20 protein-coding genes are annotated in these 23,536 nt (G+C 59.6%); 7 read left to right on the top strand and 13 right to left on the bottom strand.

Annotated features, from left to right (window positions below; genetic code table 11):
* Nucleotides 1-108 precede the first annotated feature (108 nt).
* Complete coding sequence (locus ACR52_RS19130; protein WP_048727855.1) at nt 109-1,851, bottom strand: phosphoethanolamine transferase CptA; 1,743 nt, start codon at nt 1,849-1,851, stop codon at nt 109-111.
* A 426-nt stretch (nt 1,852-2,277) separates the two neighbouring features.
* Nucleotides 2,278-2,451, bottom strand: a complete 174-nt coding sequence (locus ACR52_RS30950) for a DUF6026 family protein (RefSeq protein WP_173439283.1) — start codon at nt 2,449-2,451, stop codon at nt 2,278-2,280.
* A 268-nt stretch (nt 2,452-2,719) separates the two neighbouring features.
* Here ACR52_RS30950 and gnd point away from each other — a divergent pair, with 268 nt between their 5' ends.
* Genes gnd through ACR52_RS19145 form a run of 3 tightly spaced genes read left to right on the top strand, consistent with a single transcriptional unit; the run spans nt 2,720 to nt 6,044 of the window.
* Nucleotides 2,720-3,703 (top strand): phosphogluconate dehydrogenase (NAD(+)-dependent, decarboxylating), encoded by a 984-nt coding sequence (gnd, locus tag ACR52_RS19135; protein WP_048727859.1) that lies wholly within the window; start codon nt 2,720-2,722, stop codon nt 3,701-3,703.
* Nucleotides 3,700-5,223, top strand: a complete 1,524-nt coding sequence (zwf, locus tag ACR52_RS19140; protein WP_048727861.1) for a glucose-6-phosphate dehydrogenase — start codon at nt 3,700-3,702, stop codon at nt 5,221-5,223. The genes gnd and zwf overlap by 4 nt, the downstream gene beginning before the upstream one ends.
* Nucleotides 5,220-6,044: a Cof-type HAD-IIB family hydrolase gene (locus tag ACR52_RS19145; RefSeq protein WP_048727864.1), complete on the top strand. Its 825-nt coding sequence runs from the start codon at nt 5,220-5,222 to the stop codon at nt 6,042-6,044. Before zwf ends, ACR52_RS19145 begins: the two co-directional genes overlap by 4 nt.
* A gap of 75 nt (nt 6,045-6,119) precedes the next feature.
* Here the strand turns inward: ACR52_RS19145 and ACR52_RS19150 are convergent, their stop codons facing one another.
* The gene (locus ACR52_RS19150) at nt 6,120-6,380 is read right to left on the bottom strand and encodes a hypothetical protein (RefSeq protein WP_048727868.1); all 261 of its coding nucleotides are present in this window, start codon (nt 6,378-6,380) and stop codon (nt 6,120-6,122) included.
* 358 nt (nt 6,381-6,738) lie between these two features.
* Between ACR52_RS19150 and ACR52_RS19155 the strand changes: the two genes are divergently transcribed.
* Complete coding sequence (locus tag ACR52_RS19155) at nt 6,739-8,064, top strand: sigma-54 dependent transcriptional regulator (RefSeq protein ID WP_048727870.1); 1,326 nt, start codon at nt 6,739-6,741, stop codon at nt 8,062-8,064.
* Nucleotides 8,065-8,213: 149 nt separating this feature from the next.
* Here ACR52_RS19155 and ACR52_RS19160 read toward each other — a convergent pair whose 3' ends face one another.
* The 8 genes from ACR52_RS19160 to ACR52_RS19195 all read right to left on the bottom strand — a co-directional run bounded on the left by ACR52_RS19160 (nt 8,214) and on the right by ACR52_RS19195 (nt 19,537).
* Entirely contained in the window at nt 8,214-9,515 is a 1,302-nt protein-coding gene (locus tag ACR52_RS19160; RefSeq protein ID WP_048727873.1) for a transporter, read from the bottom strand.
* A 49-nt stretch (nt 9,516-9,564) separates the two neighbouring features.
* Nucleotides 9,565-10,311, bottom strand: coding sequence for a hypothetical protein (locus ACR52_RS19165; protein ID WP_048727877.1), 747 nt, complete (start codon nt 10,309-10,311; stop codon nt 9,565-9,567).
* 38 nt (nt 10,312-10,349) lie between these two features.
* Nucleotides 10,350-11,030: a C39 family peptidase gene (locus ACR52_RS19170; protein ID WP_048727880.1), complete on the bottom strand. Its 681-nt coding sequence runs from the start codon at nt 11,028-11,030 to the stop codon at nt 10,350-10,352.
* A gap of 61 nt (nt 11,031-11,091) precedes the next feature.
* Nucleotides 11,092-11,841: a hypothetical protein gene (locus tag ACR52_RS19175; protein WP_048727883.1), complete on the bottom strand. Its 750-nt coding sequence runs from the start codon at nt 11,839-11,841 to the stop codon at nt 11,092-11,094.
* A gap of 67 nt (nt 11,842-11,908) precedes the next feature.
* Nucleotides 11,909-12,460 carry a hypothetical protein gene (locus ACR52_RS19180; protein WP_048727886.1) on the bottom strand — a complete coding sequence of 184 codons (552 nt, stop codon included), beginning with the start codon at nt 12,458-12,460 and terminating at the stop codon, nt 11,909-11,911.
* Nucleotides 12,460-12,909 carry a hypothetical protein gene (locus ACR52_RS19185; RefSeq protein WP_048727891.1) on the bottom strand — a complete coding sequence of 150 codons (450 nt, stop codon included), beginning with the start codon at nt 12,907-12,909 and terminating at the stop codon, nt 12,460-12,462. Before ACR52_RS19185 ends, ACR52_RS19180 begins: the two co-directional genes overlap by 1 nt.
* Nucleotides 12,910-13,250: 341 nt before the next feature.
* Entirely contained in the window at nt 13,251-14,246 is a 996-nt protein-coding gene (locus tag ACR52_RS19190) for a FecR family protein (RefSeq protein ID WP_048727894.1), read from the bottom strand.
* A 116-nt stretch (nt 14,247-14,362) separates the two neighbouring features.
* Nucleotides 14,363-19,537 carry a dermonecrotic toxin domain-containing protein gene (locus ACR52_RS19195; protein ID WP_048727897.1) on the bottom strand — a complete coding sequence of 1,725 codons (5,175 nt, stop codon included), beginning with the start codon at nt 19,535-19,537 and terminating at the stop codon, nt 14,363-14,365.
* A gap of 179 nt (nt 19,538-19,716) precedes the next feature.
* Between ACR52_RS19195 and ACR52_RS19200 the strand changes: the two genes are divergently transcribed.
* Nucleotides 19,717-20,754 carry an Ldh family oxidoreductase gene (locus tag ACR52_RS19200; protein WP_048727900.1) on the top strand — a complete coding sequence of 346 codons (1,038 nt, stop codon included), beginning with the start codon at nt 19,717-19,719 and terminating at the stop codon, nt 20,752-20,754.
* Nucleotides 20,755-20,790: 36 nt separating this feature from the next.
* On the opposite strand, the gene ACR52_RS19205 is transcribed toward ACR52_RS19200, so the two are convergent.
* Nucleotides 20,791-21,120, bottom strand: coding sequence for a DUF883 family protein (locus ACR52_RS19205; RefSeq protein WP_034104648.1), 330 nt, complete (start codon nt 21,118-21,120; stop codon nt 20,791-20,793).
* Between the two features lie 163 nt (nt 21,121-21,283).
* On the opposite strand from ACR52_RS19205, the gene ACR52_RS19210 reads away from it, so the two are divergent.
* Nucleotides 21,284-21,535 carry a hypothetical protein gene (locus ACR52_RS19210; RefSeq protein ID WP_048727907.1) on the top strand — a complete coding sequence of 84 codons (252 nt, stop codon included), beginning with the start codon at nt 21,284-21,286 and terminating at the stop codon, nt 21,533-21,535.
* Here ACR52_RS19210 and ACR52_RS19215 read toward each other — a convergent pair.
* On the bottom strand, nt 21,510-22,427 hold the full coding sequence (locus tag ACR52_RS19215) for a LysR family transcriptional regulator (RefSeq protein ID WP_048727909.1): 918 nt from the start codon (nt 22,425-22,427) through the stop codon (nt 21,510-21,512). The two genes, ACR52_RS19210 and ACR52_RS19215, sit on opposite strands and share 26 nt — an antisense overlap.
* 156 nt (nt 22,428-22,583) lie before the next feature.
* On the opposite strand from ACR52_RS19215, the gene ACR52_RS19220 reads away from it, so the two are divergent.
* Entirely contained in the window at nt 22,584-23,510 is a 927-nt protein-coding gene (locus ACR52_RS19220) for a carbon-nitrogen hydrolase family protein (RefSeq protein ID WP_048727912.1), read from the top strand.
* Nucleotides 23,511-23,536 lie beyond the last annotated feature (26 nt).

Here is a 23,536-nt window from a genome sequence, read left to right on the forward strand (position 1 = left end):
TTTGCAGCCTTTTCAGTAAGAAAAGGCCTTGGCTCAAAGACGAAAGGAGGTGTGGAACTTTAGGGTTAGACGAGAATGATTGTTATCTTTCTGTTACAAGGCGCGTTTCTACTTGAGTACGACCTCGTTACTGTCCGCCTTTTTCGGCTTGATCAGGCTGAAGTCGATCAGCGCTTTCTGTTGACGCTCGTAGGGGTTGCCGATCAACAGCGGGCGTGGCTTAAAGCTCTCACTGACCAGGCTCTTGCTGTGGTCCAATTCATCGAAACTCAAGCCGGCCATGTCGGCCCAAGTGTGGATCAACTGCGAGCTGCTGTACGGCCGCTGCAGGTCACCGGCGAAACTCCAGTCGTGGGTTTCGCGCCACTTGGGTGAGGCATAGGCCATGAACGGGATGGTGTACATCGGCGCCGTCGGCTTGCCTTCGTTGCGACCCAGGGTGTTGTGGCCGGCCGAGTCGAAGACGTCTTCGCCATGGTCCGACAGGTACATAAGGAAGCCGTTGGGGTCGGTCTTGGCGTAGTCCTTGATCAGGCTCGACACCACGAAGTCGTTGTACAGCACCGCATTGTCATAGCTGTTGTAGGTTGGCAGTTGCGCATCGCTGACGCCGGGCGGAACGCCTTCACGATCGGTGAATTTGTCGAAGGTCGGCGGGTAACGGTATTGATAGCTCATGTGCGTGCCCAGCAGGTGCACCACGATGAACTTGCGCTCGGCCGGGTCGGCCAGGGCCTTGGAGAACGGTGCCAGCACATCGCCGTCGTATTGGCGGGCGTTCTGGTTGCGGTTGTTGTTCAGGTACACCTGCTCGTCGGCCTGTTCGGAAAAGGTCGTGAGCATGGTGTTGCGCTTGGTCATGGTCTGTTGGTTGGTGATCCAGTAGGTCTTGTACCCGGCCTGTTTCATCACGCTGACAATCGACGGGGTCTTGAGGTACAGGTCCGGGTTCTCTTCGTCGGCGAAGGTCAGCACCTGTTGCAGCGCTTCGATGGTGTACGGGCGCGGGGTGATGACGTTGTCGAACACCGCCAGTTGGTCGCGCAGCTTGTCCAGCTCCGGGGTGGTGTTGCGCGGGTAGCCGTAGAGGCTCATGCGTTGGCGGTTGGTGGATTCGCCGATCACCAGCACCAGGGTCGAAGGCTGGCCGGCCATGCTGTCCTTGAGGTTCTTCAAGGGCGGAATCTGGCTGGCGCTGGTCAGCATGCCTTGCATGTTGTCCAACTGTTCGGTGTAGCGGCGATAGGCGACGATCATCTGCCATGGCACGGCGGGTTCGATGCGGGTTTCGAAGCGGTCGATGGCCTGTTCCATGTTGTCGCTGGTGGCGATCTGTTTGACCAGCGGGTAACCCACCACGGCCAGCACAATGGCAGCGGCTGCCAGCATCGACTGGCCGCGCGGCAGATACACCGGTCGCAGGCGCGTCCACAGGAAGACCGCGAAGGCGGTATGGGCGATGAACGCCAGCACAATCCACCAGGCAAAATATTGGGTGGCGTATTCACCGGCTTCAGAGATGTTCGACTCGAACATGATGAAGATGACGCTTTGGGAAAATTCCTGCTGATAGATGAAGAAATAACCCAGGCTGGCCATGGAACAGGCCCACAGCACCACACCGATCAAGGCGGCGAGTAAACGGGTACGGCGCGGGAACAGCAACATGGGCGCCAACCACAGCGCGCTCATGAAGAAGGCCTGGCGGAAGCCACTGAAACCGGAGGTGCCGGTCAGTTGGATCAGCAGTTGGGTGATACCCGAGAAGTACCAGAAAAACAGGAACAACCAGCCAAAGCCGGCCCAATCGAAGCCTTTCGCAGACTTGGTGCTGCGTTTGAACATTGCCATCCAGCGCTCCAGCAAAACGTGAGTTCATCCTCGGGCAGCATTGCCCGTACGGCTTTTCATCCGCAGACCGGACGTTTATCGGGCGCAGTATCGTCAGTGGGGTGTGAAAAGTTCGTGAGTTTTAAACCTGAAGTTTCAGTGGGCGACGACTAGCGGGCACCGCACAGGGTCGTGGGTGAGGCTGAAAGCGCATTTGAAGTGTTGGACGAGAAAAATTTCCGCCAGGGCCGTCATACAGTGCTGCGGTACGCGCACTTTCATTGCTCACGGGAAAATGTGAAGACGTTGCGTAAAGGGCATTTGAAGTTGGCGGCCCTAAGGTACAAGACCTATGACGACCAACTTCGTGAGGCGCAGAACCGCGAGGTGGGGATTATCGCCAACGGAATGCACAGCGCCTGTTTTTCAGCCGCATGCCATCGTGAATCAGCTGTGGGCCGGTGCCGTCAGTGCGACTGAGCTGGGGCCTTGCAATTGCATCTGCAGTTGCGCGACTTGCATGAGCAGTTGATCGCGTTCGTCCTTCAACTGGCGTAACTCATCACGACGGATGGTGACGTAGAGGGTCTGTGGCGGGCGGGTCATCTGTACTGTGCTCATTGCTTACCTCGCAAATAGCGGTAGATCGCGGTGCCGGAACGCTTGATTCGAGGTTCTCGGCATCAGTCGGAAGCAATTCTGAATTCTTTTTTGCATCAATGGAACTTTTTTATTTTTGGCGGTCGTGTGACTTTTTGTGTCGTGATGGTGAAATGATGGCTACTTTTTTGTCATGAAACTACATGGATCCGCTCTGGACTAACCCTCATTAGCCTCATTGCGCTATAAACTATGTCACACATTTTTTAGTAGTTAGGAGCATCAGCACATGCAACTGGGGATTATTGGACTAGGCCGCATGGGCGGTAATATTGCGCGGCGCCTGATGCTCAATGGGCATACCACCGTTGTTTACGACCGTAACGAAGCATTCGTCAAAGGCTTGAGCGAAGAGGGCGCCACCGGCGTTGCCGATTTGAGAGCCTTGGTGGCCGGGCTGCAAAAGCCTCGCGCCGTGTGGGTGATGCTGCCGGCAGGCGACCCTACCGAGAACACCATCAATGAATTGAGTGAATTGTTGGAAGACGGCGATGTGATCATCGACGGCGGCAACACCAACTATAAAGACGACGTGCGTCGCGCCAAGGCGCTGTCGGAAAAAGGCCTGCACTATGTCGACGTCGGCACCTCCGGCGGCGTCTGGGGCCTGGAACGCGGCTACTGCATGATGATCGGTGGCGACGCCGAGACGGTGCAACGCCTCGACCCGATCTTCGCCAGCCTGGCACCGGGCATCGGCAACATCCCGCGCACCAAGGACCGTTCTGCCACCGCCGATACGCGTGCCGAGCATGGCTACATTCACGCCGGCCCTGCGGGCTCGGGGCATTTCGTCAAGATGATCCATAACGGCATCGAGTACGGGATGATGCAGGCGTTTGCCGAAGGTTTTGACATCCTCAAGACCAAGAACTCGGAGAACTTGCCGGAAGACCAGCGTTTCGACCTGAACGTTGCCGACATCGCCGAAGTCTGGCGCCGTGGCAGCGTGGTCTCGTCCTGGCTGCTGGACCTGACCGCCGATGCGCTGGCCACCGACCCGAAACTCGACGGCTACTCCGGCTCCGTGGCCGACAGTGGTGAAGGCCGCTGGACCATCGAAGCCGCCATGGAACAGGCCGTACCGGTGCCAGTGCTGTCCACCTCATTGTTTGCGCGTTTCCGCTCCCGTCAGCAGAGCACCTACGGTGACAAAATGCTGTCTGCCATGCGCTTCGGCTTTGGCGGCCACGTGGAGACTTCCAAAAAATGACTTCAAACGGCAAGAAATCCAAGGCCGAACCCGCTCCACCTACCACGCTGTTTCTGTTTGGCGCCCATGGCGACCTGGTCAAGCGCCTGCTCATGCCGGCGCTGTACAACCTGAGTCGGGACGGGCTGCTGGGCAATGGCTTGCGCATTGTCGGGGTTGATCACAACGCCATCAGCGATGCCGACTTCGCCAAGAAGCTCGAGGATTTCATCCGCACCGAGGCGGCGAGCAAGGTCAAGGGCAACGCTGAAAACGCCCTGGACCCAGAGTTGTGGGCGCAATTGGCCAAAGGCATCAGCTACGTCGAGGGCGACTTCCTCGATGACAGAACCTATGCCGACATCGGCAAAAAGATCGCCGACAGCGGCACCGGCAATGCGGTGTTCTACCTCGCCACCGCGCCGCGCTTCTTCAGTGAAGTCGTGCAGCGCCTGGGCAGCGCGGGGCTGTTGACGGAAACCGACGACAGCTTCCGCCGCGTGGTGATCGAAAAGCCTTTCGGCTCTGACCTGGCCACCGCCGAAGCGTTGAACGCCAGCCTGCTCAAGGTGATGAGCGAGAAGCAGATCTATCGCATCGACCATTACCTGGGCAAGGAAACGGTGCAGAACATCCTGATCAGCCGTTTCTCCAACGTGCTGTTCGAGGCGTTCTGGAACAACCATTACATCGACCACGTGCAAATCACGGCCGCGGAAACGGTGGGCGTGGAAACCCGGGGTAATTTCTTCGAAAAAACCGGCACCTTGCGTGACATGGTGCCCAATCACCTGTTCCAGTTGCTGGCGATGGTAGCCATGGAGCCGCCGGCCGCCTTCGGCGCCGATGCGGTACGCGGTGAAAAAGCCAAGGTGATTGGTGCGGTACGCCCGTGGTCCCTGGAGGACGCACGAGCCAACTCGGTACGTGGCCAATACACCGCTGGCGAAATTGGCGGCAAGCAGTTGCCTGGCTACCGCGAAGAAGCCAACGTCGCCCCCGACAGCAGCACCGAGACGTTTGTCGCCCTTAAAGTGATGATCGACAACTGGCGCTGGGTCGGCGTGCCGTTCTACCTGCGCACCGGCAAGCGTATGAGCGTTCGCGACACTGAGATCGTGATCTGCTTCAAGCCCGCGCCGTACGCGCAGTTCCGCGATACCGAAGTCGAAGAACTGAAGCCCACCTACCTGAAAATCCAGATCCAGCCCAACGAGGGCATGTGGTTCGACCTGCTGGCGAAAAAGCCCGGGCCGGCCCTGGACATGGCCAACATTCAGCTGGGGTTCGCCTATAAGGACTTCTTCGAGATGCAGCCGTCGACAGGCTACGAAACCCTGATCTACGACTGCATGACCGGCGACCAGACCTTGTTCCAGCGCGCCGACAACATCGAAAACGGCTGGCGTGCGGTGCAGCCCTTTCTCGATGCGTGGAAGGAAGACGACGGGATCCAGGCTTATAAGGCCGGTGAAGACGGGCCGGTGGCGGCCGATGCGTTGCTGGCCCGCGATGGCCGTGCCTGGCACTCGCTCGGATGAGTGATGCAGCGATCCATCCCATCCGGTTTATCCTCAGCGACGTGGACGGCACGTTGCTCTATCCCGATCACCGCCTGAGCCAGCGCACGGCCGACGCCGTTCGTGCCTTGCGCGACGCCGGGGTGTTTTTCAGCCTGGCCAGCGGGCGACCGCCCAAGGCCATGCTGCATCTCATCGAGACCTTCGGCATCGATGTGCCGGTGGCAGGCTTTAATGGCGGTACGCTGATCAACCCGGATGGCAGCATCCTGGTTGCCCACTATTTGCCGGCGGAGGCGGCGCTGGTGACCCTGGCACTGTTTTCGGCGGAGCCGGACGTGGAGGTATGGGTCTTTGCCGACGGCGACTGGCTGCGCCGTGACCCGCCTGGGCCGATGATGCAGCGCGAAGCCGATGGCTTGGGCTACGGGCCGGTTGTGGTGGAGAGTTTTGAGCCGTACCTGGATCGGGTCGACAAGATCGTTGCTGCCAGTAACAACACGCAGTTGCTGGTGGAGTTGGAGGCGCAGTTACAGCCCAAGGTGCAAGGGTTGGCGCAGGTGTCGCGTTCGCAACCGGTCTATCTGGATGTGACGGCGATGCTGGCCAACAAGGGTGAGGCCTTGAAGACTTTAGCGGCGCACCTGGGAGTGCCCATTGAGCAAACGGCGGCCATCGGCGATGGCGGCAACGATCCGGCGATGTTTCACGTGGCCGGGTTATCGATTGCCATGGGGCAGGCTGAAGAAGCCGTCAAGCGCCAGGCCAGCGTTGTCACCGGCAGTAATGTCGACGATGGCGCTGCTGAAGCGATCGAGCGTTTTATACTTGCGGCGCAATAAGCACGCTACGTTCTAACACTGAACTTCCGCTCATTAGTTTGCCGTCAAGCCCTGAGCGGAAGTTACAGCATCGAATTACTTTGGCATGGCCCAGGACTGCAACTGATAGCCACTTTTGTCCAGTTCGGCACGGGCCTGCGACAGCAGGTTTTCCAACTGTGCCGCGTCGGTATAAGTGCTGGAGGACAGTTGTTTGCTACTGATACGAGTGTTGGTGCGGTCGATGACGCTCAGGCTGAGGGCGCCATTGCCATCGTGCCAGGCCACGCACTGAAAGGGTTGGAAAGCACGGTCTGCGATCAAAAGAGCTTCGTTGATGCGGAGCGGGGCGTTCATGTGGGTCGTCTCTCTAAATGCCCAATCAAGTGAGTGCCGTCGGCTGGGCGTACCGTGCGGCGAGTTACTTGTACTGATGCACGATGGCAGGGTACGGGTCACATCTTAGAGCAAGATTTTTTAACTTTCCCTGACTGACATCATGTAAGCGGCTGTTTTGAAAGCTGAATGAAAGTCTCCTGGGATGGAAGTTTTTGTGTTCGTGCGCAGGCAGAAGTGGCTTTTTGCCCACACTTATAGCTAAACGGTACAAGGCCTGCGTCAAGACCTTGCTAATGTAAGCGCCAGGCGTTACAAACCTTTGTTTCTAAATAATTTTGTTCCTCAATGACAACAATTTTGACGCCAAGGAATAGTCATGATTGGCACACCTATCCAGCGCCGCTTGCTCGTGGTCGACCCGTGTGACGACTGTCACGGGCTGCTGCCCGGCCTGCGCACCGTGGGGTGGGATGTGGACAGCTGTGCCCTGGAGGCAGTGGGCGATCGTTCCTGTGACGTCGGGCTGCTGCGTTTGCAACCCTATCATCTGGAGCGGCCCGAAGCCGTCAAGGAACTGATTGGTCGCAGCGGCACCGAGTGGATCGCGGTGCTCAGTCAGGACGTACTGCGGCTGCAGAACGTCGGTGATTTTGTCTGCGAATGGTTTTTCGACTTTCATACCTTGCCGTTCGATGTGTCGCGGGTGCAGGTCACCCTGGGCCGAGCCTTCGGCATGGCGCGCCTGCGGGGTAAAGGCAACACCCAGGTGGAAGAGCCCGAGCATGAACTGCTGGGCGACAGCCGACCGATCCGCGAGCTGCGCAAATTGTTGTCCAAGCTGGCCCCCACTGAGTCGCCGGTGTTGATTCGCGGCGACAGCGGCACCGGTAAAGAGCTGGTCGCCAAAACCCTGCATCGCCAATCCCAGCGCCACGCCAAGCCGTTTGTTGCAATCAACTGCGGCGCAATCCCCGAGCACCTGATTCAGTCCGAGCTGTTCGGCCACGAAAAGGGCGCGTTTACCGGCGCGCACCAGCGCAAGGTCGGGCGGATCGAGGCGGCGAATGGCGGCACCCTGTTTCTCGATGAAATCGGCGATTTGCCGATGGAGCTGCAAGCCAACCTGCTGCGTTTTCTCCAGGAAAAACAGATCGAGCGGGTCGGTGGCAGCCAACCCATTCCTGTGGATGTGCGGGTACTGGCGGCAACCCACGTGGACCTGGAAGCGGCGGTGGCAAAGGGCTCGTTTCGCGAAGACCTGTATTACCGCTTGAATGTGTTGCAAGTGGTCACCGCACCGTTGCGCGAGCGCCATGGTGACGTCGCCATGCTGGCCAACCACTTTTCACGTTTCTACAGCCAGGAAACCGGCCGTCGCCCGCGCAGTTTCAGCGAGGACGCACGGGTGGCCATGGGGCAGCACCCGTGGCCAGGCAATGTGCGTGAGCTGGCCAACCGCGTGCGGCGTGGCCTGGTACTGGCCGAAGGACGGCAGATCGAAGCCGCTGATCTTGGGTTGCAAGGCGAACAGGCAATTTCTCAGCCGATGGCTACACTGGAAGACTACAAGCACCGCGCCGAACGTCAGGCGCTGTGCGATGTGCTCAACCGGCACAGCGACAACTTGAGTATCGCGGCCCGTGTGCTGGGGATTTCCCGGCCAACGTTCTACCGGTTGCTGCACAAACACCAGATCCGCTAGGGCGGGTAAACCGAAAAGCCCCGCAACGACACTTATCGTTGCGGGGCTTTTCCTCGTGGCGAGGGAGCTTGCTCCCGTTGGGCTGCGATTTGATCGTTCCCACGCTCCGCGTGGGAATGCCGCCTGGGACGCTCTGCGTCCCGATGTCGCTAGAAGTAATACGGGAATTTCAGGCTAAACGTAAAGTCCGGCGCATCATCCGTCATCCCGATCGCCAGGTTCGGCACGATCGTCAGGTTCTCCGACGCGGCAATGGTCATCCCCACGTTGAAGTAGCCGGCGTTAGCATCGCTGGACACCACCGATTGCCAGTCGCCGCCATTGGGCTTGAGCTTGCTTTTGCGTTGCACCAGGTCCGACACCGAGAACGACATACTCATCTTCTCGTTGAGGGCAAAGGCTACGCCCACACCGAGCTGGAAGCTGTCGCCCAGCCGCACTTTGCCGCCGACCTTCTGGTTGACTTCACTGCTGATATCGTCAAACGACTCCTCGAAGTTGTGGGTATAGGAGAGTGATCCAAACAACACCGCCGGGTCGAACGTCTTGACCAGCGAGATGCCTGGCGTGACCGACCAGACACCGTTACCCGTAGGCAGGTTTTCCGGCACGTAGAGGTTGTCGTTGAGGGGTTGCTTGACCAGCTTGATGCCAAAGGGCTCTTTACCCGTAGGCGCCTTGACCCTTACAGACACGACCGCATCCGGCAAGTTGGGGGTTTCGTCGAGGAACTTGTACGCCACGCCGAAATTGACATCGCCGATGGTCGGGTCGCGAGTCACTGAAGCTTCCGACGTGGCGGTGGCATCGTTGCCAGCGCCGCCCGACTGGTAGGTTGACTCGCGGTACACCACCGGTACGTTGACGTCGAACTGCCAGCGGTTATCAAAGTTGTAGCGTCCGGTCATGTCGACGGTCCAACTATCGGCCTTGATCCGGTCCAGGTTGATATTGCCGAGGAAAATTGAGTCCAGCGCCAGGAACCCGTTGAGGGTCAATTGGCGGGCGTCGTAACGGGCATAGGTAACGCCGGTTTCAAAGCTGAACTTGCCATTGCCGAAAAAGCCGCTGGCTTCGTTATAGAGGTTGCTCACACTTTGCGCGGGGGCCGAGTCGTCCTTGAGGGCCTGCCCGTAGGAGCTGCCACCGCCACCTGCACCACCGGATGCCGCCGCAGCGCCCGTGCCCGCGACCGTGGCCCCGCCTTTTTTGAAGTCGGCAGGTGATTTGGCCAAGCGTTTAGGCGCGGGAGTCGCTGGTTGGTCCTCCACCTGACGCACACGCTGTTCCAGCACGGCCAGGGCTTTTTGCTGCACTTCGTACCGCTGTTTTAGTTGCAGAAGCTCCTGTTTGAGGGTTTCGATATCGGCGTCTGGCGCGGCATACAGAACGGATGCAGGCAAGAGCGTACTTAAACAGACCACCGCGCGTAGCGATAACGATCGATGCATGAATTAAGCCGTCCTTTTCTAATGCGTAAGTGTCGAGGGTCAGCGTAGTTCAATAACCGAGTGTGCGTAGGCCTTTGAGTTGATCCAGGTTGCAATTCAATGCGCCGTTGTTTAGTCCGTTATTGTTCATCACGACGTTGAGCTGGGTCATGTTGTTGACGAAGTTGGTATTGCCGGTCAAAACCGTCCCTTGCAGTACATTGCCGCCACCAATCTGCTGCAGGCTGTTGCCTTGGTTGTGGTTGGCCTGGATAGCCATCTGCAAGCCGCCGTTGTTGGCTGACACACTTACCCGGCCTGCCGCGCTGTCACCGGTGACCGTACCGCCGGCCACCAGTACCTGCCCCGATTGCACGGCATTGCCGGGTGCAAAGCCGTTCTGGGAAACGTTGATGCCGACGTTGTTGTAGGCCGTGTTGTCATCACCCGCCGTGCGCACACTTTGGGTTACGCCCTGGCCGCTGCCGAGGCCGGCGCCGCCGACCACGTTACCCGTGCCGGTGTTCTGGTTGGTTCCGGTACCCGCCGAGCCGGTGGTCTGTACATAGAACTGCGGGGTAATGGTGGTTTTGTCGATCTGCATGCTGGCCTTGCCGGTGATGGTGTCACCGATAGCGTTGGTCCAGGTGCTGCTCATGACAATGCCGAAGCTGATGATTCGCCCCGGCATCACATAACGGCCGCGCAGATCGGCCATTTCCGAATCCTTGAGTTCGATCGGGTTGAACCCCGATGAAGCATAAGCGGGCATTGAGGCTGCCAGACACATGACCGTCAGCCAACGGGAAGTGTTCATCTTTTGCTCCTAGAGCGTCCTGCCTTTTATTGCGCTTCTTAGAAGAAGTCGCTCTGGATAAAACCGAAGTCCATCAGCTCGGCGTCGCCCACGGGTCTGAATTCATTCAACTGGTTCTTCGCGGTGAGCGGGGTAGGCGGGTCAAGCAAGACATTGGCCTTGTCGTAACCTTCGCCCAGCACGGCAAACACGATGCCATTCCAACCCTTGACGAAATCGTCGCGCGAGTAGCGCTTATGGCCCAGCACCGGGTCGCCTACATAGACCCAATCCTTGTCCGCGCGCTGCATCACCACGAAGTGCTTGTAGCCGCGAATTTCCAGCAATACCACCACAGGGATTTTCAAGGTCACCAGGGTGTCTGGCCCGATCTTGTAGCCCCGGGCACGCATGCCGATGCTTTCGAGGTAGCGCTTCATGTCCAGCATGGAGAAGCCCTGGGTGCGTACCAGGTCCTGGTCGGCGTTGACCAGCATGCCTTTGATGATGTGGTCTTCGTCGACGTCGAGCCAGTAGGCCTGGCGCAGGATGGTGGCAAGTGCCGCAGCACCGCAGCTGAAATCGGTTTTCTGTTCCACCAGGTTGGCGAACCGGCGCTCACGAATACTCTCGACCTTCTTGAAAATCACCGCACCGCCAGGCATGGCGGAGATCGCCATGGTGCCTGCCCAGGTCGGGCCGGTGAGTAACATCAGGAGGGTGAGGGTCGCGAGGCGCATGATTGAATGACCTGTTGGACACTGGAATAAAAAAGGGCCTTGTTGCCAAGGCCCCGTTGCATCAGAAGCGCACGGCGCTGCTGCAGACGCTGCAACCCTGGCCGATCGACAGGCTGTTGCTGCCTTGGTTGCCCGAACCCGATTGCAGGTTTACGCCTACGTTGCCGGAGTTACGGTTAACCGAGTTGTCGAGGCTCGAGTTGTTGGACACAATTTGAGACTTGCCGCCATAGCCATAGCCATACCCGTGGCTGGTAGCGGCAGCGTTCAGGTAGCTGTTGGCGAGCGAGTTTTGCTCGGTGTTGGCGGCTGCAGCGATGTTTTTGCCGTCAGCAGTCGTGATTGCCAGGTTGTTTTTACCCTGGTTGCCTTGACCGGCCTGGCCGTTGTAACCCAGGTTGCCGGAGTTACCGTTAAGCGAGTTGTCCAGGGAGGCATTGTTTTGCGTGCCTTTGTTGACGAAGTTGTTCAGCGCGCTGTTTTGATTCACATCGACCACGCCAAATACCGCTGCAAAGTCGCCTTTGGCGCTGGAGATGGCGGCAGAGTTGTCTGCTTGGTTGCCACTGCCCGCTTGAACGTTAACCCCGACGTTACCGCTGTTGCCGTTTACCGAGTTATCGGAGGAAGCGTTATTTTCGGTTTTGGTGTCGTCGAACTTGTTGCCTGCGCTATTTTGTACATCTGTAACGACAGCGGCAACAGTGCCGGTGGGTTGAGGCGCAGGGTGCCAGCCATTTGCCTGTGCAGCAGCAGCCATGAGCGCAGCCAGAGCGAAAACCATTGGTTTCAGAGCCATTTGAGGTTTCATGGTGTATCTCCTTGCTTCTAATTAGTTGGTTAAGTGTTGGTACGGTCTAACTAGTGCTACCAAGCGTTTACTTGATAGTGATGCCTAGGGTGTTAGCCACTCGGTTCCCCACCCCGGCACTCTGGTTCACCTGAATCACTCCTCGGCTGCCTGTGAAGGCCTGGTCGCTGGTCACGACCTGGCGGCTGCCAGTGGTGGAGGTGAGCCCTGAGTCGGTTGCCAGCGTCGTCGTGTTCTGTTGCAACAGGACGCTGTCGTCGATGCTTAGCGGGCCAGGATTGACGCTGATCCGCACGGCATTGATTGATTGGTTATTGGCCCCGGCTGTCTGGTTGATGCCCAGCATCCCGTTGCCGTTGGTAAAAGAGGTTCCCTCGATCGCGGCCTTGGCGTTCAGGGATGGATCGACCTTGCCGTTCATGTTCTGGATATTGACGGTGGTGGCTTGCCCGCCAAGCGCGATGGCCCGGTTGTTGGCCGTTTGCTGCTGATTGCCAGCCGACTGGTTGATCGAAAAGTTGCCGCTGTAGTCTTTGCCGCTGTTGTTGATCACAGCGGTGTCATCCGCCCATGCAGTGGCGCTGCCCAGCAGGGCGAGGATCAGCAGAGTGCGATTCATCACTTGCCCCCCATCATGCTGCCGATGTTGTTAAGGGGCGCCATGCCGCGCTGGATCGAGTCGCCGATCTGACCACCCACATTGCTGCCCGCACCGCGGCCGGCCGCTGCACCGGCCCCCAGTGTCGACATGCTGTTTTGTGTGGAGGTAAGGCCAGACAAGCCGCTAGTGGCCTGTATCGACCGTGCGATGCTTGAACCACTGCTGATGCCGCCAAAATCAACATCACTGAGTTCACCGGAGGTGGCACTCATGATTTCTCGGCTGGGATTGGCGTTGGCAGTGGTGGGGTAGGGGTCAGGTAAGGACACTCGACCGTACATGTGGCCTTGCACTTCACGACCGGTCACGATAACGCCGTCACCTGCAAAGCTCGGAGTACTGATGCCGGCGCTGAGTACACAGCTGATCAGCAGTACGTTCATCGAACCTTGAGTGAGTGTGATCACGGCGGCATTCCTTATTCATCGCGCTGACCCTAAACAGCGCTGTAAGGGAGAGAGCAGAAGGCGTGCCGCTTTTTATTTAGTTTGGTTAATCAATGAGATAGGTAAATGGCAGGGCGCAGTGATGGCATCGCTGTTTCAGCGCTGATACAGGTCGGGGCAGACGAGCTCTTCTGCTCGGCAGATCCCGCCCGGCGGTCAGGCTTCCGGGAGGCTGTATCAGTGATGTAACACCGTGTATGACAAACACGTGAATCCGCGCCGAATGGGCGATTCAGGGGAGGCGAGTGTTTCAAAAGTGGACACTGCAGGCGCAAGTGCGCCCGTCGTGGCGCGCAGGAGGCTCAGCCCTTGGGCGTTTTACGCGGTATGGAATTGAGTACGGGGTTGCCATCCTTGTTCTGGGTCAGGTAGACCGGCAAAACCTTGGGCAGGGAAGGGATGAGGTTCGTGACCTCATTGAGGTTGTAGATGCCGCCGATGCGTATCGCCCCGGTGCTGGCATCGGCGAGCATCACCGGTTTGCTCAGGTAGCGGTTGATCAGCGGCAAGGCATCGGCCAGCGCGAGGTTGTCGAGGACGAGCTTGCCCTGGCGCCACGCCAGCGCGGTGTCGTTAGGGGCGATCGAACTGATCTGAGGGGTGGCATCGCCCTGTCGGTAGCTGGCCTGCATCCCTGGCGTCAACGGCGCACTGCCGTGCACCTTGTCGATGGAAATCTGCACCGAGCCTTCGATCAGCATCACACGGACCTGGTCGTCATACTTCCAGACGTTGAACTGGGTACCCGTGACGCGCACCTGGCCGTCGCCAGCGCGCACGATAAACGGGTGGGCACTGTCATGGCTGACGTTGAAAAACGCCTCGCCCTTGTTCAGCGTGACCCGGCGCTGGTCCTTGTAGTTGCTGTAGACCAGCTCGGTGCCCAGGTTCAGTTCCACTTGGCTGCCATCGCCCAACGTGACCTGGCGCAACCCATTGGTAGCTTCGAAGCGTTCGTAGGAACTCGGCAACCAGCCCGCTTCCCAGCCGGTAAAGGCTGCCAGGGGCGCTGCAGCGAGGCAGATCGCTGCCGCCACCGCGTAGGTACGCAACCGGCTGCGCGGCTTGAACGGCACGACTACCCGCGTGGGTTCAGGGCGAGGCAAGTGGTCGGCGACGTCCCAAATTTCGAGCATGGCCGCGTATTCAAAGGCGTGCAGCGGATGAGCGTCGTGCCACTGCTCAAAAGCCTGACGCTCGACGCCCGTGCAATCGCTTGCGTGCAGGCGCATGCACCAATGCGCGGCGGCGTCGGTGATGGCGTCATATTCGGCTTCCAAAAGGGTTTTTTCGCTCATTGACTCATCCTGATTTCCCGCATTCTAACCTTCACACTGGGACGGCGAAAACCGCCATCATGGCAATTGCCCATCAATGAGAATGAATCTCTCTAAAATGCCCCGGCGGCGGCCTCTCAGGCTCCCGCATCCAGCTCCCGGCCCAGATGGCTGATGAGGTAGGTGACGGAGTCGGCATTCGCCAGGATGGTGTCGATACGTTTGTCGACGTTGCTCATGAAGATTACTCGGGCATCATCCAGGCTCCGGGCACCGGTGGTGTTCAGGACTTTATGCTTGAGCACCGAGCCAGAAGTACCCTCCTCACCGCTACTGCCGAAGTCTTTCCACTGTTGGGAAAACTCGTCCCAAGTCTTGAACAGCATCGTGGCGGGCGTCAGCGTAGACAGCGCGGTCTCGCGCACGTGGGTCAGGTCGGTCTTCATCAGTTCGGCCCCGGTGATATTCACATTGATCAGGTCCGCGAACGGCCGCATGGTTTCCAGGTACGCCAGGTCTTCGGTCAAGGATTTGAGGTGGGTGATCTCGTGTATCAACACAGTGGCCCGTGCATGAGCCGAGATATCGAACGGCGTGGTCAGGCGGTTCTGATAGACGTCCATGGCCGGGTCGAAGAAGCGGTCCAGCAGGTAGATCTTCTGTTGCGCATCAGCAGGTATCACGAAGGCGTAATTTTCCTGCGGGCTGGAGCGGTGGGTACCGGTGACAAAACGTTTTGAATCGGGACCGATCAGGGTGTGGTTGACCAGCTCATTGAGGACTTCGTCGATGCGCTGCTCAATTCTTTTCACTTGGTTGGGGTTCAGGGTGACGACGCCGAACAACTCGCCCAAAAAGCGCCCGAGTCGGCTGAAGGGATCAAGCAGGTCCGCGAAGTGCAGGAGGTTGCGCTTGCAGGTGACCGTGTAATACGTCGCGACGTTAAGCGCTTCATCGATACACTGCGCTTTCCAGCTGGACAGGGCGGCAATTTCCCTCATGCCCACCGCCTCTATATTGATGGCCTGACGTTCAGATACCTGGGTTTGAACTCTTCCTGCATAGCGACTCAAGGTTTTACCGTAGCGCGGTTGATGCCCGTCGAGGTCCAGTACCCAATCGCCCTGCGCGTTGCGCTTTACATATGGGCCGTGCTGCTCACCGCTGCTCACGCGCCATTGCTCACCCGCGCTTTTCACCGGGTACACCTTGCCTGCCACCGGTACAAAATTACGGTTGGAGGCGTCATCCCTGTACACCTGGGTCTTGGGGCTTTGTTTGAGGTCGGTCAGGGCCACATCGTGGTGTTCGAACGTTTGCAGGTGGGTGCGATCCGGTGCTGTCAGGTCCAGGGTTGCCAGCGCGGGAGCGGGGGGTAAAGGGGCTTCGAGCCATTGCTTGAGTGTGGGCTGTTCTTTGGGGGCGGGGGGTTGCGGCAGGAGCCTGTCCAGTTCCGTGCGCAAGGAGGCCAACTCGGCCACGCCACCGACGAAGGTCCTGAGTGCGTGTTGCCAGCGGTGTTGCTGTAGGTCTTCAGCGGAAGTCTTGAACAGTTTATAGCTGCGCCACACCACCAGCGGGTAGCTGAGTTTACCCGCCATGAACTGCAAACCGTTGGCGATACCCCGCGTCAGTAGGCCAGCGCCCGCGTCCCATTGGGTTTTGCTGCCCTGGGTGAACTGGCACGCCAGCATTCGTTTCAGCATCCCGGTATTGTCCACAAACAGGCGGTTCAGCAGGTTGCCGACGATGGCTGACGCGCCGAGACGGATCTCCGATGTTTCAGGGCGCCAGCGTTGCTGTAGCAAATTGCGGTAAGTCGCTTGATGCGGTGCTTCCAATTGCCCGACGACCCATTCCTGCAGCGCGCCCGGCGTCGTGAATTCATTGAGCAGCGCAGCTTCACTCGAGTATTCCTTCAATACGTGTTTGGGGCTGTAGGGTGCATACAGGATTGAGGGGCCGGAAGCACCCGCCTGCGGGCCGATCAGGTAGCAGCCCAGAGCCTTGGCCAGGGCTGCGCCGGGGGTAGCGATCAGTTCAAGGGGGCGAATGATCGCCGTGACGCCGCTGACAGCGGCCCGGGCCAGCGCATCCGGCATATCAAACACTTGCTGGATAAAGCTCCAGGCCGAGGCGGACAGGCGCTCATCCAGCTTCTGTTCATGGGCGTGTTGCAGCACTTGCCAGCGCAACTGTCGGCAGAATAATCGGCGGCGTTCGTGGGCGTCGTCGGTTTGGCTTTCGAGGTGGGTGCTCAGCAGGGGCTGGTAGAGGCTGTTCAAGTCGAGCTGTCGCACCATTTGCACCACGGCATTGCCGTCCATCGCCGTTGGCAACGGCGTGGCGGTACGCGACCGTGGCCGGATCTCATCAGCGCTTAACTCAGGCAGGTGCCGGAGGGCGAAGTCCGTCAGGGTCTGGATGTGGCCCTCCAACTCGAAACGCACGGGAATCAGTACGTTGTCCGGGTTGATCACCTGCCCGGGAAATCGCGCGTTAAGCAGGGTCGACAAGGTGGTCACGGCCTGTTCGCGCAAGGGTGTGATGCTGTGGAGGTAGTCACGTTCGTCCGGCGCGCTGATACGGTACTGCTCGATAAGTTCGGCGTGCTGAATTTGCTCAGATGGCCGCGCCATGCCCAGCCAAGCCGGTAATGCCTGCTGGTGGATCAACGTGCGTGCCAGGGCAATGGCCCTGGGCAGGTTGGACGGTGGCGCCCGCCGGATCAAGGCGTCCATACAGTCCTGAAAGCGTTGCGCGTTGAGTCTCATCGAGAGCACATGGTCAATCTCGTCGCGCAGGAAGTGACTGTAGGTGTGTTGGCGGTTGTTAATCAGGTGGTCGTCGATACGTCGCAGCGGGCCGAGCTGGCAGGGCTGGTGCGGGATTCGTTTCGAGACCGGCAGGTTTTCCATCAACGGCAAACGCGCCAGGGGATCCTGCAAACGCTGCTCCAATGCGTCGCGCATGATTTTAATCGACGCAAACGCCTCATAGCCGCAACGCGGCGTCCACAGCAGTGCCGCACCGGAATGAGCAGGGTCCATGCCGCCGCGCTCGGTCAGCACAAAACAATTGGCCAGGGCTTGAGGCTCGGTTGCTACGCCGACTTTCAGGGTCATGCCATAGGCATCCGGGATAAACCCGTTCAGGCCATGGCGGGTCTGCCTGCTCAAGCTGTTGGCGTTGAGAACACTGTCCAGCAGCGCGTGGTTGCCGGGTGACAAACTCTTGTACAGCCGCCCCAATTCGGCTTCGCCGCTCAGCCCCTGCAATAAGCCCTGGCTCAGGTGGGGCTGGTTATTGTCCACCAGCAATTGCGGCAGCGTGCGCAGGTCGTGTTGTGCAAAGGTGGTCATCACCTGCTCGATGACGGCATTGAAGCTGTCTATCGTCAGGTTGTGCAGTTTGTGCGCAACGCCTGTTTCGCGTTTGTCGTAAAACCAGGTCAGGGGCGAGTTGGTCAGCGCATCGGTTTGCCGCGCCAGGCGCGCAATAAAGTGCTCGACCATGCTCGATGACATGCCGGGCCCGCGCTCTTCGCGCTCCTGGGCCGCCGTCGGGTAGGTATTGATGAAGACATCGCGGGCCTTCAGGTCCAGATGCCTTTTGGTCAGTTCCACCTCCAATGCATGGGCGGCCAGGTCGCGAAAGGTCGGGTGTTTGCTGCGCTCCAGGGCCATCGCCGTGTCAACCGCGCTCAGCCGCTGCAGGTGTCGTTTGGCCTTTTCTGCGCGGACGGTGGTGGGGCGCCCATTGCCACTGATGACGGGATGCACGGTCCAGCGTCCTTGGGCCTCGTGCTCAAGCAAACGGCTGTCGAGCATGGTGCGTATATCCAGGGCACTGTCGAGCAAGGCGGCCAGGTCGATGCTGCCCCCGCTGCGCCGATACAGGCCCAGCGCATGTTCAAGGTTGTTGAATTGCTTGGCGATAATGTCCCCGAGCATGTCCTGGAAGACATGGCCGGCGATCGGCTGGCCACTGACCTGGATTTGATCCATGCCAATAAACACACTGCGCTCGTCCAGAGACAGGAAATTGAGCAGTTCATCTTCATGCCCGGCGGTCTTGAGCATGGCCAGCAAGAGGTCGTTGAGGTCATTCAGGTCCTTGAGTACCTGCAAGCCACGGGATTGGGTGTAGAGGTACGCGTGGGAATTGCTGATCAGAAGGGTGCTCGCCAGCTCGACGTAGTGTTGATAAGGCGCGTGAATCTTGACCTTTTCGATCCTCAATTGGGCAGCGAAGGCGGTACGTGCGGCCTGGTCCGCCAGAAACATCGCGCGCAGTTGCAGGCTTTCGTCGGTCGACAGGATCAAATTCTGCTGCTTGAACAACAGGTCCGCGCGGAATTTTTCACTCATGACCTGGGCGAAAAACTTCAGGCGTGACTGGCCCGCCTGGAAGTCTTCGTTCCAGTAGGTCTGCAGCAGGCTGTTTAATAACTTTGAAAGAATGCCGCTGGTTTGCTCGACTACGCTGTCCCAGCGCTGCTGGTCCTGGGCCAGTTGAGCGGGAGTAAAAGCGCGGGTGTCATGGCCGATATTGAAGAATGTATGGGTTTGATCGATCGGCCAGGCTTGCTTGACGTAGAACTGCAACAGTACGTCGCGCAGCGGTTCGCAGGCGAGCAAGCGGCTGTCCTGTCCCTCGGACGCGCGGCTGAAAAAATTCACCCGCGTGTCGCGCTGGTTCAGGCGCGGAAAGTAGGGGCGGGCCATGATGCCGAGCAACGTATCGAGCATCCAGCTCAGGCTGGGGAATTTGAGCAGCTCGTCCAGCGTTGCCTCTACATTTCTCTGCTGGCCCGCGAGGATGGTTTTTTCCTGATCCTCCATCACGGCGCCGGAGATAACGGCGGAGCTTACCGTCAGGAGCGCGTCAATCGGGATCGCATCACGCTCACCTATGGACAGAAATTGCAGCAACTCGACGCGCTGGCTCGTTTGCCTCAAGCGTGCGCTCACTTCGTCAAGCAGGGCTGCATGGCCGTCGAACACCTCCAGGCCACCATAGGGCGTGTAGAGCACAGCTTTTGCGGCCTCTGGCGTCGGGCTCAGCATAAACGCGCCGGCGAGCGGGAGAGCGGGTTTGCCGATTAGGTTGATCAGCAGCCTTTCCGCCAGCATTGGATACCGATGCACCGCAGGGTCCCTGCGCGCAGTGTCAGTGGCGTAGTACCGCGTATGCAGCCATTCCAGGTCCTTGATCGTAAACCCCAGTGAAAGCTCCCGTGGTGTGGGGACCATGCGTTTGACGGGTTGCAGGAACTCATCGAAAAAGTACGGGGGGGTTACGTGCGCCATGGTGTGCTCTCTATCAAAGGGGCTCTTGGGAGTCCCAAGGTAAGAGCCGTTCCGGCGCGACTTGCGGTAGATAACTGCGTCAGACCTCAAGCGCCCGTTGACAGCAGGCACGGCAGGCGTTGTTTAATCGACGGTCTGGATTCTTGTTGTCTCTCCCAATTATAAAGTCGGAGCTACAGATGTCTGCCCAGTCCCCGATAGTTGACAGTGCTACAACGTTCATCGGTTTCAACGACCTGGTGGGGTTGCTGCGCGCGGTGTTTGTGAAACACGGTACCTCGCCGGAAGTAGCGGCGATCCTGGCGCACAATTGTGCAAGCGCCGAGCGCGATGGCGCCCATAGCCACGGTATTTTCCGGATGCCCGGTTACCTGAGCACGCTGGCGAGCGGTTGGGTCAATGGCAAGGCCATCCCGGTGGTCACCGATGTCGCTTCCGGTTTCGTGCGTGTCGACGCCGGCAACGGTTTTGCCCAGCCCGCCCTTGCGGCGGCCCGAGCGCTGCTGGTCGAAAAAGCACGCAGCGCTGGTATCGCGTTGCTGGCGATTCACAACTCCCATCACTTTGCCGCGCTCTGGCCGGATGTCGAACCCTTCGCCGAAGAAGGCCTGGTGGCACTGAGCGTGGTCAACAGCATGACCTGCGTCGTGCCCCACGGTGCCGACCGGCCGCTGTTCGGTACCAACCCCATCGCCTTCGCCGCGCCGCGCGCCGACGGCTCGCCCATCGTCTTCGACCTGGCCACCAGCGCGATTGCCCACGGCGACGTGCAGATTGCCGCGCGCAAGGGCGAGCGCCTGCCGCCGGGCATGGGCGTCGACAGCCTCGGTCAGCCGACCCAGGACCCCAAGGCCGTGCTCGAAGGCGGCGCACTGTTACCGTTTGGCGGGCACAAGGGCTCGGCGTTGTCGATGATGGTCGAACTGCTGGCAGCGGCGTTGACGGGCGGTAACTTCTCGTTTGAGTTCACTTGGGCCGACCACCCTGGCGCACGCACACCTTGGACCGGTCAGTTGCTGATCGTCATCGACCCGAGCAAAACCGCCGGGCAACACTTCGCCGAGCGCAGCCAGGAACTGGTGCGGCAGATGCATGCGGTGGGGTTACGGCGGTTGCCGGGGGATCGACGTCATCGCACACGGGCGAAGTCGGAGCAACAAGGGATTGAGCTGGAGGCGCAGGACCTGGCGCGATTGCAGGCGTTGTTGGCGGAGTGAAAAAGGCGCTGCGCCACTGGCGCAGCCCCCGGCACATCAGTTACGGCGGCCCAGCAACAAGCCAACCACCAGGCCGAAACCGGCGGAGATGGCGACGGTCTGCCATGGGTGACCACCGATGTAGGTTTCGGTGGCATCGACCACTGGCTTGCTGCGTTCGCGCACGTTGGACACCGAGTCCAGTGCTTGCTTGAGTTTGATCGCGACCTGTTCGCGCAGGGTTTCACCTTCTTCGCCTACCAGGGCGGCGCTACTTTTCAGTAGTTTGTCCGATTCTTCGATCAGCGCCGTGAGTTCGCTGAAGGCTTGATCCTTGATTTGATCTTCGACGGCTTGGGCAGCTTGGGCGGCGGTTTTGCGGGCCATTGTGTGACTCCTTGCGGGTGAATGTGACAGTGAACAATGGAGTGTCGGGCCGTGGCAAAAGTTGCAGTTTTTTTGCCGTCGCGGCGCCCTGAGTAAATTCCGAATCAGGAAATTTCGACCTACAGTGTAAGATGTCGCCTATTTGTGCAGCAGGTAATTCAACATGAGCTTCAATCTCGCCAACAAGACCCTCGCCGAACGCGCCGAGCTGGAAGATGAAAAGTCCCGTCTCTACGACCTGTGGCAAACCAACCTGGGCAAGGCCAAGGGCGAAGCGGCTCGACTGTTTGGCGAGCGCGCCAAGCGCAAGGGCAAATGGGCCGAATGGGTGCGCGCGGAGCTGGACGGCATGTCGCCGCCGGAGTTCTCCAGCATGGTGCGCAGTGAAGTCAACAAGCTGATGGCGGCCAAGTAAAACTGGCGCTGATCGCTTCTCGAACCTTGAGCAGCATCGGGTCCAACTGGGCCTGGGTGCGCCAGCCCAGTTCCACCGGGTAGCGCGGCAACGCCAGCGGGCAGGGCAGTACACGCAAGCCGGTCATGTCCGCAATCGCCTCGGCCGCGTGCCCGGGAATGGTCGCCACTGCCTGGCTGCCCTTGAGCAGAAACGGCAGCGCGGCAAAATGGCTGGTGGATGCGCACACCTGGCGGCTCAGCCCCTGCGCCGCCAGCCCCTCGTCGGTGATCCCGATAAACCCGCCCGACGACACCAGCACATGCTCGCGGGTGACGAACTCCTCCAGGCTGATGCCTTGCTGGCCGGGCTCCAGGCTGTGCGGGTCCACCAGGCAGCGGTAATCACCTTCCCCCAATACCTGCCGACTCAGCCGGCGCTCGGCAAAACCGCCGGCGGTGATCGCCAGGTCCAGGCTACGGTCGAGTAGGGCGGCGCCGACGATCTGGCTGTGGGTCTGGCGGAAGATCACCCGTAGTTTCGGCAAACGCTGCGCGATGGCCTCCATCAGCCGGCGGCCATAGGCAATCTCGAAGTCGTCGGACAGCCCCAACACCACAGACCTGCCCTGATAGTGCAGGTTATCCGGACTGATCATCGCCAGGCTTTGCCGGCAGCGATCCAACGCCTCACTGATCACCGGCTTCAACTGATTGGCGCGCAAGGTCGGCGCCAGACCTCGGCCGGTGCGCACGAACAGTTGATCGCCATACACCTCGCGCAAACGCCGCAAACCGGCGCTGATGGCCGATTGCGTCACACCCAGGCGCAGGGCCGCACGGCTGGCGCTGGACTCGTCATGCAGGGCTTCGAAGGTTTTCAGCAGGTTCAGGTCAACCTTGGCGATATTCATTTGGCTCATATCATTCAGCACTGAAGTGGGCTTTATTCATGATCGAGGCTGGCCGGAGAATGGGCAACCTTTAAACCCTCTGTAGGAGCAAGGGCTAGCCGCCCGCCTCGCTCCTGCAAGAGGCCTGCGCAACCGCCGTTTTCCGGAGTGATCGTGATGCCTGTTTCTACTGTGGCTGCTTTGCAAATTGGTTCATTGCCCGGCGGCAAGGCCGAAACCCTGGCGCAAATCCTGTCTTACGAGGACGAAATCCTGCGCAGTGGCGCGCAACTGGTGGTGATGCCCGAGGCACTGCTGGGTGGTTATCCCAAAGGTGAAAGCTTTGGCACGCAACTGGGTTATCGCCTGCCCGAAGGCCGCGAAGCGTTTGCGCGGTACTTTGCCAATGCCATTGAAGTGCCGGGCGACGAGACCGAGGTGCTGGCGGGTTTGTCGGCCCGCACCGGTGCCAGCCTGGTCGTCGGCGTGATCGAGCGCAATGGCAGCACGTTGTATTGCACCGTGCTGTATGTCGAACCGGTTGGCGGCCTGGTGGCCAAGCATCGCAAGCTGATGCCTACCGGCACCGAGCGGTTGATCTGGGGCAAGGGCGACGGCTCGACCTTACCGGTGATCGACACCGCAGTCGGGCGCATCGGCGGCGCGGTGTGTTGGGAAAACATGATGCCGCTGTTGCGCACGGCGATGTACGCCAAGGGCGTGCAGGTGTGGTGCGCGCCCACGGTGGACGAGCGCGAGATGTGGCAGGTGAGCATGCGCCACATCGCCCATGAGGGGCGTTGTTTTGTGGTCAGCGCGTGCCAGGTCCAGGCATCCCCCGAGGCCTTGGGGGTCGAGGTTGCCAACTGGCCGGCGGCTCGGCCGTTGATTGCGGGGGGCAGCATAATTGTCGGCCCCATGGGCGATATTCTGGCCGGGCCGCTGGTCGGCGAAGCGGGGCTGTTGACCGCGCAGATCAACACCGACGACCTGGTACGTGCCCGGTATGACTACGACGTGGTAGGCCATTACGCCCGGCCGGATATTTTCGAGCTGACGGTGGATGAGCGCACCAAACCCGGCGTGCGCTACCTCACCGACTGAACCCGGTATAAAACTGTAGGCGCTGG

This window comes from Pseudomonas fildesensis, assembly GCF_001050345.1.
Lineage (GTDB): Bacteria > Pseudomonadota > Gammaproteobacteria > Pseudomonadales > Pseudomonadaceae > Aquipseudomonas > Aquipseudomonas fildesensis.

What these genes read in the sequence shown, in the direction of transcription:
- ACR52_RS19130 (WP_048727855.1), bottom strand. Translation starts at nt 1,851, where the DNA reads ATGGCAATGTTCAAACGCAGCACCAAGTCTGCGAAAGGCTTCGATTGG.
- ACR52_RS30950 (WP_173439283.1), bottom strand. Translation starts at nt 2,451, where the DNA reads ATGAGCACAGTACAGATGACCCGCCCGCCACAGACCCTCTACGTCACC.
- gnd (WP_048727859.1), top strand. Translation starts at nt 2,720, where the DNA reads ATGCAACTGGGGATTATTGGACTAGGCCGCATGGGCGGTAATATTGCG.
- zwf (WP_048727861.1), top strand. Translation starts at nt 3,700, where the DNA reads ATGACTTCAAACGGCAAGAAATCCAAGGCCGAACCCGCTCCACCTACC.
- ACR52_RS19145 (WP_048727864.1), top strand. Translation starts at nt 5,220, where the DNA reads ATGAGTGATGCAGCGATCCATCCCATCCGGTTTATCCTCAGCGACGTG.
- ACR52_RS19150 (WP_048727868.1), bottom strand. Translation starts at nt 6,380, where the DNA reads ATGAACGCCCCGCTCCGCATCAACGAAGCTCTTTTGATCGCAGACCGT.
- ACR52_RS19155 (WP_048727870.1), top strand. Translation starts at nt 6,739, where the DNA reads ATGATTGGCACACCTATCCAGCGCCGCTTGCTCGTGGTCGACCCGTGT.
- ACR52_RS19160 (WP_048727873.1), bottom strand. Translation starts at nt 9,515, where the DNA reads ATGCATCGATCGTTATCGCTACGCGCGGTGGTCTGTTTAAGTACGCTC.
- ACR52_RS19165 (WP_048727877.1), bottom strand. Translation starts at nt 10,311, where the DNA reads ATGAACACTTCCCGTTGGCTGACGGTCATGTGTCTGGCAGCCTCAATG.
- ACR52_RS19170 (WP_048727880.1), bottom strand. Translation starts at nt 11,030, where the DNA reads ATGCGCCTCGCGACCCTCACCCTCCTGATGTTACTCACCGGCCCGACC.
- ACR52_RS19175 (WP_048727883.1), bottom strand. Translation starts at nt 11,841, where the DNA reads ATGAAACCTCAAATGGCTCTGAAACCAATGGTTTTCGCTCTGGCTGCG.
- ACR52_RS19180 (WP_048727886.1), bottom strand. Translation starts at nt 12,460, where the DNA reads ATGAATCGCACTCTGCTGATCCTCGCCCTGCTGGGCAGCGCCACTGCA.
- ACR52_RS19190 (WP_048727894.1), bottom strand. Translation starts at nt 14,246, where the DNA reads ATGAGCGAAAAAACCCTTTTGGAAGCCGAATATGACGCCATCACCGAC.
- ACR52_RS19195 (WP_048727897.1), bottom strand. Translation starts at nt 19,537, where the DNA reads ATGGCGCACGTAACCCCCCCGTACTTTTTCGATGAGTTCCTGCAACCC.
- ACR52_RS19200 (WP_048727900.1), top strand. Translation starts at nt 19,717, where the DNA reads ATGTCTGCCCAGTCCCCGATAGTTGACAGTGCTACAACGTTCATCGGT.
- ACR52_RS19205 (WP_034104648.1), bottom strand. Translation starts at nt 21,120, where the DNA reads ATGGCCCGCAAAACCGCCGCCCAAGCTGCCCAAGCCGTCGAAGATCAA.
- ACR52_RS19210 (WP_048727907.1), top strand. Translation starts at nt 21,284, where the DNA reads ATGAGCTTCAATCTCGCCAACAAGACCCTCGCCGAACGCGCCGAGCTG.
- ACR52_RS19215 (WP_048727909.1), bottom strand. Translation starts at nt 22,427, where the DNA reads ATGAATATCGCCAAGGTTGACCTGAACCTGCTGAAAACCTTCGAAGCC.
- ACR52_RS19220 (WP_048727912.1), top strand. Translation starts at nt 22,584, where the DNA reads ATGCCTGTTTCTACTGTGGCTGCTTTGCAAATTGGTTCATTGCCCGGC.